Source organism: Nocardia sp. NPDC051911 (assembly GCF_040681035.1).
GTDB lineage: Bacteria > Actinomycetota > Actinomycetes > Mycobacteriales > Mycobacteriaceae > Nocardia > Nocardia sichangensis.
In genome coordinates this window covers 1-11,281 of the sequence record NZ_JBFAXY010000071.1, presented here as the reverse complement: position 1 = coordinate 11,281, position 11,281 = coordinate 1, and the positions used below count along the sequence as shown (strand labels likewise).

Genomic DNA, 11,281 nt, shown 5'->3' with positions numbered 1-11,281 from the left:
CGCCACCACCCGGTGGCCTGCACCACCAACTGAAACTGGATCGAATACAACCCGGACTCAAAGACCGGGTGGTCCCGTCATCGGGGACCGGCCACTTGGAACTCGGCGGCAAGTCGGCCGCGATCGTCCTGGACGACGCCGAGCTCGACCTCGCTCAGATCGGGCAGCAGTTGTTCATGGCCACGATGCTCAACAACGGGCAGACCTGCTTCCTGAGCACACGCATTCTCGCACCCCGCATCAGATACGCCGAAGTCGTCGAGGTGATGAAGCAGTTCGCCGACTCGCTGGTCGTCGGGGATTCGCTCGATCCCCCGACGCAAATCGGGCCGATGGTCTCGCAGCGCCAACGTGATCGGGTCGAGGACTACATCGCCAAAGGCAAGGCCGAGGGCGGCCGGATCGTCACGGGAGGGGGCCGTCCCGAGGCGCAGGAACGCGGCTGGTTCGTGCAACCGACCGTCTTCGATGGCGTTGACAACAACGCGACGATCGCCCGCGAGGAAATTTTCGGACCGGTGCTGACAGTGCTCCCGTACGAGAACGTGGACGAAGCCGTTTCGATCGCCAACGACTCGGAATACGGGCTCCGCGGCCCCGTGTGGACTTCGGACCTCGACCGTGGCATGCAGATCGCGCGCCGGGTACAGACCGGGTCCTTCGGCATCAACACCTACTTCCCGGACCCCGTAGCACCGATCGGCGGCGTCAAGGCCAGCGGGATCGGTCGTGAATACGGCCCCGAAGCACTCGCCTCCTACCAGCACCTCATATCCATCTATCACTGAGTTAAGGCGCTGTACCCTCCACGGATGCTGGAAGGCCGGGCCGTTGGGTATACGGACGGGCCGACGACGACGTGACTGTCACCGCGAGGGTCCCGATCTCGCTGATTTCTACTTCGATCGAGTCGCCGTCCACCACAGGGCCGACTCCTGCCGGCGTGCCGGTGAGAATGATGTCGCCCGGCCACAGCGTCATGACCGAGCTGGCATACGCCACCAACTCGGCTACACCGAAGATGAGATCGCGCGTCGAAGCTTGCTGACGAACCTTGCCGTTGACTCTCGTCTCCAATGACAAGGCCCCCGGATCAGGGATCTCGTCAGCGGTCACGACGACCGGGCCGAGCGGGGTAAAGGTGTCGAACGACTTGCGGGTCGACCGATCCTCGGTGGACCGGACGGACATATCCAACCCGCACGTATAGCCGAAAACGTGTTCCAGCGCTCGCTCCACCGGGACTTCGTGAGCCGTCTTCCCGATCACCACCGTCAGCTCGCCCTCCTGATCGATGCGAATGTCACTGTAGGGCAAACGCACCTGTTCCCCCGGGCCGATAACCGAGGAGGAGGCCTTCAAGAAAATTCCGAGTTCGGCTATCGAACGGACGTAGGCCATCTCGGCCTTATGGTCGAGATAGTTGACCGGTGCAGCGATGATCTTGGGCGGGCGCGGGAACGGAGCAGTGCAGGTGATTTCCGACCGCTTCCGGCGCGGCAAATCACTGAGCTGATCGGGCGACCACTCCACCGTCTCGCCGCGCTCGATCAGCCGATGAAGCGGGCCGGCCGGGCCCGGAGAAACTGTCAGGAGCGAGGTGACATCGACGACCTCATCACCTTCCAGCAAACCCAACCGATCCTTATCGAAGACAATAAAGCGCACGTATCCTCCTCAGGCCTGTTTCTCGCGGAAGAAACCCAGCGCCCGAAGCACCGGCTCGTTCGTGTAGCTGAACAGGTATGCATCCTCGGTGTCGCTGGCATTGCGGAGTTCCAAGGAGTGCCAGGGTGGGACCGCGAAGACATCCTTATCCGTCCAGTCCAGGCGCTCGTCGCCGACGACGGCGACGCCTGACCCGCCGACGACGTGGTAGATCGTGCTCGACGTCCGCCGAATCGGTACGCCCCGGAAGCCTGGACGAAGCCTGGACACCCGGCAGCCCATCGTAGGTAGCACCGGGCCGGCGGTCATCGGGTTCTTGTACTCCAACAGAACGCCTTCGGTTGCGCTGCCCGTGGCATCGTCCGCAATCGCGGCGAACGCGCGCTGAGTCTCGGACCAGGGATAGTTACCGATCGGCGAGGCCTCGGTATAAGCGACCTCCCACGCGGGAGAAAGCTGGCCGTGAATGAACTGTCGCGACGATAGGTCGTCCGGGACCGAACTCTTCTGAGAACGCTCGCCATAAAGCTCGAAAAAGTTCACATCGAGGCAGTTGGTGGTCAGCGGGTAGTCGAGCGCGTCCAGCCATACCATAGGCCCCTCACCCTCATGATAATGATCGTGCCAGTGCCAGTTCGGCGTGAGGAGCAGGTCACCCGGGCGCATATGGACCCGTTCACCATTCACTGTCGTGTACGCCCCGGAACCCTCGATGACATAGCGGAATGCGTTCGAGGTATGACGATGCGCCTGGGCGGTCTCGCCCGGGCCGATGATTTGAAGGCCGGCATAGAGCGTGGTACTTGTGGCGGGAGGCTCGGTCATGCCCGGATTGACAAGCATCAGCACCCGCCGCTCCGCTTCTTCGAGGGAGAGCGTCTCGAGGAAGTGCAGAAGATGCGGGCGCAGTGACGCATATTTCCAGATGTAAGGAACTGCCTTCGGTTCCGGCTTCTTGGGCAGCACGTTGCCGTAATAACGCCACAGCGGTGCCGTACCGAGTTCCTGAATAGCGTTGTACGGGTCGACGCTGGCGCGGTCCGAACCCACCTCGATGTCACGGGTGGTCACCCGGTTCTCCCTTCTGTGGGCGATACAGCGTTCAGTGCCGCCGGCCGCGACTGGCGAGATCCGTCGTCGGGCACCCACATTCGTACCGACCCGGACGATATGTAAGTCTATACAGACATACATTGCAAGTAAACAACCTCTTGCGACTCGCCGTGAATGCCTAGAGCGATGTATATGCTTAGCCGCAATACCGTTTACTTAGGTTTGAGGTGGTGGGCTAGCTCCCCGGATTGGATGCAGGGTGCTTTGCAGTGGTGAGGGTGTTTGACGTGGAATACGGACATCTTGCGTTTGACCACTCGGGGGTTGGTGCGGGCTCGTCGCGGCGGGAGCGGTTCGTGCAGGATTTCCGCGGTGACGCATCGGTCGGCGTCGCTGCGTGTGTCAGGGGGAAAAGCCCGGGTGGCTCGCGGTGGTGCGGCGAGCGGCCCGGAGTGTGCGGGTGAACGACATCCGGTCGGGGTCGTGACCGGAAGCTGTTGCCGCCGAATATATCAGCGTTCGGATGGCGTAGTGCACGCAGAGGTGTCCATAGACTTCCTGGATCACACCGTCGGGGATCTTCGATCGCAGCACCACCCCCGCTCCCTTCTGGTGGGCCTTCAACTCGTCGAAGGCTGTCTCGATCTCCCAGCGTTGCGAATACAACGCTGCCAGTTCGTCGGCAGGCGCGGCCTCGGGGTCTGTGATGGTGGTGAGTAGGCGGTAGGTCGTGGGTTCCGCGCCAGGTATGGGTTCGCCGTCGGGGGTTGTGGCATCGAGGGTGTACTCGATGACGCGAACGGCGATCGCGTCGGTGTGGTTGCGGCGTGCCTTGGTCCCGGGATACACGTGGGAAGCGAAAGATCCGTCGGCATAACGTTTTTCGATGGGAAGCACAGCGTTGGACTTCATCCGCCACAACAGGTCCGCGCCGGTGGTTCGGCACAGATCCCACAGGCGGTAGCTGAAGAACCCCCTGTCGGCCAACAGCAACATCCCCGGCCGCAGCGACCGCAGCAGCGACTCGGCCAGACTCTGCTCACCCTGGCCATACCTTCCGATCGCGGCATCGACGATCGCATGCGACCCGCACTCGGCCAGACCCGCCACCCTCACCTGTGGAAACGCCCCGCCACGGCCGCCGCCCCGCGAGGACGGCGGCCGGCCGAAGTGCTCGACATTGGCGTCGGTGTCCGGTACGTCCAGGGTCAACCCGTCGATGCTCATCAGGTGCCAGGACCGATAGAAACCGCCGGGGACCTGCGGATCAGCCAGTGCAACCGCCACCTTCTCATACAGCACGCGCAGCGGCTCGGAGCCCAGCCGTTTGCGGGCCTGGAACAGCGCCGCCTTCGTCGGAATCGACCACCGATGCGACCACCCCGATACCCACTCCAGCCCGGCCACCAGCTTGCGCATGACCTCCTCGTACGAACAGGATGCGAACAGCGCGAGCGCGAGCACGTAATAGACCATCACACGCGCTGGCAACAAACGATTGCGGCGTTCGACCCGGTCGCACTCGACCAGCACCTCATCGATGATCTCGGATGGAAACACCCTGGTCAGAACTCCCAACGAGATGTGATCGGACAACCGCTGATCGCTGTCCGGCTTCACCCAACCCACACGCGGCACACAGCCAAGAATAACACTAAGTAAACGGTATTGTGCTTAGCCGCGCCCCTCAGCAGGGCCTCCGCCCGCTCGCGACTCGTCGGGTCCGCCCCGGACCGACCAATAGACCACGCGCACCACGGCGACGGTTCCGTGACGGGTAAGCCTAAGCTAAGACGCGGCACTCTCGCCAGATTGCCCCTCCGAGGCGTGAGGTAACGCAACCATCCGCTCCAGAGGCCCCAAATCCACCTACGTCCCCTGCCGCAATCAGCGAGCGGGGCCCGGCAGCGGCATGCGCGGCCTGAGGTCCAGGCGGCCAAATTATCCAACAAGCATAGTCTTGCGTTGCACCAGCACCGCGGTTACCGCCCGCCTGTCCCTCTACAGGGCCGATCAGGTCCTCGACCCGACTGAGCAGGAGCCGAGGTGCCGAATCTCGTTGGCGCGCATCGCACAGCGACACCACAGTCGGAGGATCGAGCTGTTGCGGCGCATGGGATTGTCGTTCCAGCGCCCTGATCGGCGGGCGATCGAGGCGAATCCCGAAGCGATGGCGGAGTGGGTGAATGACACCTATCCAGCGCTGGTGAAACGCGCCGAATCCGAGGACGCGGTGATTTTGTTCGCCGACCAGGTCGGGGTGCGTCCGGATCATCTGTCGGGTTCGACGTGGGGCCGGGCCGGGCAGACTCCGACGGTGACCAGGACGGGAAAGCGGTTCTCGCTCAACGCGATGTCGGCGATCTCGCCGCGGGGACATGCGGTTCACCGTGTTCACCGGCCGGTTCGACACCACCGGGTTCCTCGCCTTCTGCCAGCGTCTGATCAGCGGATACGACACCAAGATCCATCTCGTCCTCGATGGGCATCCCGTCCATCGCTCGAAGGCCACCAAGAAATGGATGGCCGAGCACGCCGAACAGATCGAACTGCACTATCTGCCGGCCTACGCGCCGCACCTCAACCCCGACGAGCTTGGCCCGAGTGGTGCTGGCTGCCGATGGGCGGGTTCGATCAATATCTGCGCAGTAGCTCGCCGGACGCGATCATGTGGGATTTGCCGAAGGTCGCCGCGCTGACACAGTGGCGGCTCGGGCGTGCAGTTTACGTCCCCAACCTCGACGGCATCGAGACCGCGATCGCGGAGCTGTACGACTCGGGCGGTCTCCGCCCCGGTCCCAATGGTGCCGGGAAGACGTCACCCCTTAACTGCGTGAGCGGCCTGTACCGGCCCTCCCAGGGCACGGTAGAGCTCGATGGTGTTGACCTAATGTAATTGGAGGAACCGATGAACACCCCTGACCGCGCGTCCCGAACGGGGGGCCGACCGACGACTCTTCGGTTCGACGAGTCCTGAACCCCAGTCGGTGGCAGTCATCGGTGCGGCCGCGAAGCCCGGGGCGGTGACGGGGCATCATCGCCAACCTGGAGCGGAACGGCTACCAGGGAACGATCCACCTCGTCGGGCGCACCCCGGGGACCCTCGGCGAACGACCCATCCTCACATCCATCGAGGATCTACCGGACGGCATCGACCTCGCGATCCTGTCGCTACCGGCCGAGGCGGTACTCCCCACCCTGGAACAGATCGCCGGCAAACACGGGCACTAACTCGTGCACGAACACCTCGGGCTGAGGACCCACGGGCACCCGCTCCCCCCGGGCAGCCTGCCCGGGGGATCAGCGAGTCGGGCTATGGGCTATTACATCGCCAATCCTTCTGGGGCGCTAGGTCAGCGCATTTTACTCAGCTCAACCCGCCGACAGTGATAAGAGTCAGGGCCCGTCGCATTGCGCAGGCGGATACCACCTATCCAGGGAATCCACTTCCGGCGGGAGCCGGAGTGCAGGAGGCTGTCATCAGCGACATTCTGAAAGGGAGATGACGGGTATGTCTTCGGCAAGCGTGGTCGGGCCGTGGTGATCGGCGGTGGTCCGGCCGGTACGGCGACCGCTCTCTCTGTCCATCACGCCGGTCACGAGGTCCTGCTGGAGCGGTACTCACAAGCCAGGCCGGTGGACAACGTCTTCAGCCTGTTTGGGGCCACATAAGGACCCAATCCCGTCTTTCTATTTTTCCACCGCGACTTCGCGCATCACCGATTGCGTCTTTCCTGATGGCCTTGTGTGCCGGACGGCCGACTCAGTTGATCAAGGAGAAACCGACGTGCCTCACCCCTCGACTCCCCCCGTGCCCACGGACCCGTCCGATCCCGAAGGCGCCATCGCGGCGGCGGCCAAGCGCTGCTCGAACTGGGGCCGCTGGGGCGGGGACGACGTTCTCGGCACGCTGAACTTCCTGGACGAGGCGAAACGTCGGGAGGGCGCCGCCCTCGTACGCAGGGGCGCCAGCTTTTCGCTTGCCCAGCGCTTCGACGCCAACGGTCCGCAGAAAGGCGAGCGGCGCCGCACCAACCCGCTCCACATGATGCTCGCCACCGGCCTGGAGGCCGAACGCGGTACCCAGGGTTTCCCGCACGGCATCGGCGGCGCCGACGACACGGTGTCCATGCCGCTGCAAGCCTCGACACAATGGGACGGGCTCGGGCACATCTTCGACCACGGCATCGCCTACAACGGCCGCCGTGCCGGGGACGTCGTCACCAGTGAGGGCGATCAGGTCACCGGCATCGAAACCACGGCGGGCCTGATCGCCGGGCGCGGGGTGCTGCTCGACGTCGGCCGGGTGCTCGGCGACGACGGAGAACTACCCGACGGCTTCGCGATCACGGCCGACCATCTCGAAGCCACCATCACCGCCCACGGTGAGACCGCGCGGGTCGGCCATGGTGATCTGCTGCTGGTGCGCACCGGGCGGCTGACTCGCGCGCGTCGGGAAGGGTGGGGCGACTACGCCGGGGGTGACTCGCCCGGCCTGTCGTTCACCACTGCGGACTGGCTGCACCGCACCGAGATTGCCGGGATCGCGACCGACACCTGGGGTTTCGAGGTACGACCCAACGAGTTCGACAACGCGTTCCAGCCGCTGCACCAGGTCGTCATCCCGCACATGGGCTTGTTCCTCGGTGAGATGTGGGATCTCGACGCGCTCGCCGCGGACTGCGCGCGTGACGGCGTGTACGAGTTCTGGCTGACCGCCGAACCGCTGCCGGTCACTGGCGCGGTCGGTGCACCGGTCGCCCCCGTCGCCGTGAAGTAGTCCATTTTCTGCGAAAAGAGGAACTCTGATGCGCTTCGCCACCTATGAAATCGACGGAACCATCCGCGCAGGCGTGGTCGCCGGCGACGGCGTGCACGCGCTGTCCGCGGGCGCGACGGTGCTCGACCTTGTGCAGACCGGCCTGCCGGCCGCGCTGATCGCGGGCAAGGCCGCGCTCGACGGACCGGCCCTGCCGCTGGAGTCGGTCCGGCTGTTGCCCCCGCTCGCCCCGCCGACCATTCGCGATTTCGCCGCCTTCGAAGAACACGCCGAAGGAATGGCCAAGAGCATGTCCGACGGTAGGGTCCCCCCGGAGTGGTACGAGGCACCGACCTTTTACTTCACCAACCCTCATGCGCTGATCGGTGCGCACGACGACGTTCCGGTTCCTTCGGGCTCGCGGTTGTTCGATTTCGAGATCGAGGTCGCCGCCGTCGTTGGCCGGGACGGGTCCTCACTGACGCCGGAGCAGGCCAAGGACGCGATCTTCGGCTACACCGTGTTCAACGACTGGTCTGCCCGGGACCTGCAACGGCGCGAGATGAAAGTCAGCCTCGGCCCGGCCAAGGGAAAGGACTCGGCCACCACGCTCGGCCCGTGGCTGGTCACCGCCGACGAGCTGGAGCCTTATCGCGACGTCGAGGGTTTCCTCCAACTGGACATGCGGGCGTCGGTCAACGGCGTGGAGATCGGCCAGGACCTGCTGTCCAACATGGGCTGGCCGTTCGAAGAGCTGGTTTCCTACGCCTCGCGGGGCACCTGGGTCCGCGCCGGGGACGTGCTCGGCTCGGGCACCTGTGGCAACGGCGGGTGCCTGGCCGAGCTCTGGGGCCGTCGAGGTGAACAGACTCCGCCACCGTTACGGCCCGGTGACGTCGTCGAAATAACGGTCGAGGGCATCGGGACCATTCGCAACACTGTCGTCGCTGGCCCGGACCTGCCACCCGTCCATCCTGCCCGTGTCCGTACCCGAGCCCGGAAGCGGATACAGTGACCAGGGACCGCGTGGCCGGAAAGGTCGTGATCGTCACCGGTGCCGGGCAGGGACAGGGCGCGGCCGAAGCTCGCCTCCTGGCCGCCGAAGGCGCCGCCGTTGTCGCCCTCGACCTCACCGAGAAACCGGTGGAAGAGTTGCCAGGTATCGACTACCGGCAGCTGGATATCACCGAGGCGGACGGCTGGTCTGCGCTCGCCGCTGACCTCCCCCAAGGAATACGGACGGGTCGACGGACTCGTCGCGAACGCCGGCATCACCTGGCGAGCGCGCCTGGCCGACCTCGACCCGGCCGACCTCACTCGCGTCCACGACGTCAACATCCGCGGCACGCTGCTGAGCATCCAGTCTGTGCTGCCTCTGATGCCCGCTAGCGGCTCGGTGGTCGTCGTGGGTTCGACCGCCGCACTGACCGGGCACTATCCGGTCGCCTACACCGCCAGTAAATGGGCATTGCGCGGGCTGGCCAAGGCGAGCTGCCTCGAGCTCGGGCCGCGCGGAATTCGTGTCAACACGGTGCATCCCGGCTACATTGAAACGCCGATGAGTGCCTCGATGGCACCGGCGTTCCGAGCCGCGAGCATCGCCGAGACCCCGCTCGGCCGCGCGGGCACCGTCGACGAGGTCGCACCGCTGGTGGTCTTCCTCATCAGGGATGACGCGTCGTTCATGTCCGGCGCCGAAATTTCCGTCGACGGCGGTTACAGCGCGCACGGCGGCAGCAAGTCGATCAGCGACGCGGGCCGGGAGAGTGTGTGATGGGCCGGTTGGCCGGGAAGGTTGCGCTGATCACCGGCACCGCCAGCGGGCAGGGGCGCGCGGCGGCGGTGTTGTTCGCCGCCGAAGGTGCGACGGTGGTCGGCACGGATGTCAATGCCGAGGGCGCCGCCGAGACCGCCGAACTCGTCCGTGTGGCGGGTGGCCGGATGACCAGCACGCACCCGCTCGATCTCGCCGACGAAGCGGGTGTGGCGGACTGGGTCGGCCGGGCCGCAGCCGAGCACGGCGGCATCGACATTGTCTACAACAACGCTGCGGCCACACGGTTCTCGCCGGTCGCGGAGACCAGCTACGCGGACTGGTCGTTTTCCGTGCGCAACGAGTTGGACATCGTCTTCCTCGTGACGAAACACGCCTGGCCGCACCTGGTCGCTCGCGGTGGCGGAGCGGTGGTGCTGGTCGGGTCGACCGCGGGCATCACGGGATCGGTGACGAACCCCCGGATCGCGCACACCGCGGGCAAGGGCGGTGTCGTGGCGATGACCAAGCAACTCGCCGCCGAGGGCGCGAAGCACGGCATCCGAGCCAACTGCATCAGCCCTGGGATGGTCATCACCCCGGCAACCAAGGGAATCCTAACTTCGTCAGACCATCCCATGCACGCGATCGCGCGGCACATCCCACTTGGCCGGTTCGGTGCTGCCGAGGAAGTCGTGCGCTGCGCGCTCTTCCTGGCCAGCGACGAAGCCTCCTACGTCACCGGCGCCAACCTCGTCGTGGACGGAGGCTGGTCCGCCGTGCTTCCCGGCTGACCACCGAAAGAGTGCTCACCTGCCCTCGGCTACCAAGGCGGCCGCGCGCAGCAGCGCCGGATCCGCGAGGCCAGGATCGGTGGTCGCGATGGTCATGGCATGCCTTTCACTTCGGTACTGGTTGGACGGTGACCGGCAGGCGGTGACCGAGCCCGAGCTCTTCAACCTTGCGCAGGCACATGGCGGTGACCGAGCCCGAGCTCTTCAACCTTGCGCAGGCACATGGCGGCGACCGCAAGGTCCTGGATGGCGGATCCGACGGATTTGTAGAGGACGATCTGATCCTCGCCGCTTCGTCGGGGTGACGGCCGCCGACGACATCGGCCGGTGACGTGGCCCGGCTGGCGGCGTTGATACCGGCTGCTCGTGCGGCGATCAGGTCGCCGGTGTCGTTGAAGACTTCGTCGAGCACGTCGGCGACGAGCACGTCGGCGACGAGCACGTCGGCGACGAGCACGTCGGCGCGCGCGATCACGTCGGCGCGCGCGATCACGTCGGTGTCCACTTCGCATTGCTCGGGCAGCGTGGATCCGATGGAGACGACGGTGATTCCGGGGTGCAGCCATTTCCCGAGCAGGGTGGGAGTCTCGTCGTGGGAGCGCGCGGCGCAGATAACCAGGGAGGACTCGGCGACCGCAGCTTCGGGTGTCTTGGCGGGCGATACCGGGAATGGCTGGTCGGCGAGTTCGGTGGTGAACCGGGCGCGACTCTCCGGCCTGGGGCTGTATACGTGGACGGCTTTGAGGGGCCGGATCGCGAAGAGGGCGCGGATGTTGTTTTTCGCCTCGAACCCGGAGCCGATGACCGCCACCGTGGCTGTGCCGGGTGGAAGAAGTAGGTCGGTGGCCAGAGCGGAGGTGGCGGCGGTGATCGAGTGGGCGTCGAGAAGAGCCGCCAGGTCGGCGGTGCGCTGGTCGAACAGCGGGATGAGGTAGGACCCGCGGCGTGTCCCCAGCGCCGCGGTGATCATCTTCGTGCCCATGAGCCCGATGTCGGCGGGGACTCCGCTGAGGGTGTGCAGCCAGCCATGTTCCCCGCGTGCCATGATCCGCGCCGGGAACCGGGTCTGGGCGGCATCGTCCGCATACGCGTCACGCAGGGCGGACGCGGCCAGCTGTCAGCTGAAGACCGCCCGCACGGTCTCATCGTCGAGGAACAGCGGATTCGGGTAGCGCACCACGCGACCGTCGGGGTAGATCCGGCCTCGATGGATGATGGTGATGCCCTTGTCCCAGTCCGCCGCCGAACGCTTGT

The 11,281-nt window shown here is 65.5% G+C and carries 11 protein-coding genes and 2 pseudogenes; 9 read left to right on the top strand and 4 right to left on the bottom strand.

The window, feature by feature from the left end; all coding sequences use genetic code 11:
- The coding region (locus AB0L97_RS37835; RefSeq protein WP_364439688.1) for an aldehyde dehydrogenase family protein at positions 1–788 on the top strand (788 nt) is incomplete at its 5' end.
- A 1-nt stretch (position 789) separates the two neighbouring features.
- Here AB0L97_RS37835 and AB0L97_RS37830 read toward each other — a convergent pair.
- From AB0L97_RS37830 to AB0L97_RS37820, 3 genes are all read right to left on the bottom strand, one after another.
- A complete protein-coding gene (locus tag AB0L97_RS37830) occupies positions 790–1,668 on the bottom strand; it encodes a fumarylacetoacetate hydrolase family protein (protein ID WP_364439685.1) in 879 nt (292 codons plus the stop codon).
- A 9-nt stretch (positions 1,669–1,677) separates the two neighbouring features.
- Complete coding sequence (locus AB0L97_RS37825; protein WP_364439682.1) at positions 1,678–2,739, bottom strand: cupin domain-containing protein; 1,062 nt, start codon at positions 2,737–2,739, stop codon at positions 1,678–1,680.
- Between the two features lie 384 nt (positions 2,740–3,123).
- The gene (locus AB0L97_RS37820; protein WP_364439679.1) at positions 3,124–4,359 is read right to left on the bottom strand and encodes an IS4 family transposase; all 1,236 of its coding nucleotides are present in this window, start codon (positions 4,357–4,359) and stop codon (positions 3,124–3,126) included.
- 274 nt (positions 4,360–4,633) lie between these two features.
- On the opposite strand from AB0L97_RS37820, the pseudogene AB0L97_RS37815 reads away from it, so the two are divergent.
- From AB0L97_RS37815 to AB0L97_RS37780, 8 genes and pseudogenes are all read left to right on the top strand, one after another.
- Positions 4,634–4,900 (top strand): annotated as a pseudogene (locus AB0L97_RS37815) (winged helix-turn-helix domain-containing protein); the annotation flags it as partial.
- 196 nt (positions 4,901–5,096) lie between these two features.
- Positions 5,097–5,420 (top strand): annotated as a pseudogene (locus AB0L97_RS37810) (transposase); the annotation flags it as partial.
- On the top strand, positions 5,342–5,617 hold the full coding sequence (locus AB0L97_RS37805; protein ID WP_364439694.1) for an ATP-binding cassette domain-containing protein: 276 nt from the start codon (positions 5,342–5,344) through the stop codon (positions 5,615–5,617). The pseudogene AB0L97_RS37810 and the gene AB0L97_RS37805, both read left to right, overlap by 79 nt.
- Positions 5,618–6,532: 915 nt before the next feature.
- Positions 6,533–7,501, top strand: a complete 969-nt coding sequence (locus AB0L97_RS37800) for a cyclase family protein (RefSeq protein WP_364439676.1) — start codon at positions 6,533–6,535, stop codon at positions 7,499–7,501.
- A gap of 28 nt (positions 7,502–7,529) precedes the next feature.
- Positions 7,530–8,495: a fumarylacetoacetate hydrolase family protein gene (locus AB0L97_RS37795; protein WP_364439673.1), complete on the top strand. Its 966-nt coding sequence runs from the start codon at positions 7,530–7,532 to the stop codon at positions 8,493–8,495.
- Positions 8,492–8,869 carry an SDR family NAD(P)-dependent oxidoreductase gene (locus tag AB0L97_RS37790; protein WP_364439670.1) on the top strand — a complete coding sequence of 126 codons (378 nt, stop codon included), beginning with the start codon at positions 8,492–8,494 and terminating at the stop codon, positions 8,867–8,869. Before AB0L97_RS37795 ends, AB0L97_RS37790 begins: the two co-directional genes overlap by 4 nt.
- Complete coding sequence (locus tag AB0L97_RS37785; RefSeq protein WP_364439691.1) at positions 8,751–9,254, top strand: SDR family oxidoreductase; 504 nt, start codon at positions 8,751–8,753, stop codon at positions 9,252–9,254. The genes AB0L97_RS37790 and AB0L97_RS37785 overlap by 119 nt, the downstream gene beginning before the upstream one ends.
- Complete coding sequence (locus AB0L97_RS37780) at positions 9,254–10,027, top strand: SDR family NAD(P)-dependent oxidoreductase (protein ID WP_364439667.1); 774 nt, start codon at positions 9,254–9,256, stop codon at positions 10,025–10,027. The genes AB0L97_RS37785 and AB0L97_RS37780 overlap by 1 nt, the downstream gene beginning before the upstream one ends.
- 106 nt (positions 10,028–10,133) lie before the next feature.
- Here the strand turns inward: AB0L97_RS37780 and AB0L97_RS37775 are convergent, their stop codons facing one another.
- On the bottom strand, positions 10,134–11,072 hold the full coding sequence (locus AB0L97_RS37775) for an ornithine cyclodeaminase family protein (RefSeq protein ID WP_364439664.1): 939 nt from the start codon (positions 11,070–11,072) through the stop codon (positions 10,134–10,136).
- Positions 11,073–11,281: the final 209 nt, after the last annotated feature.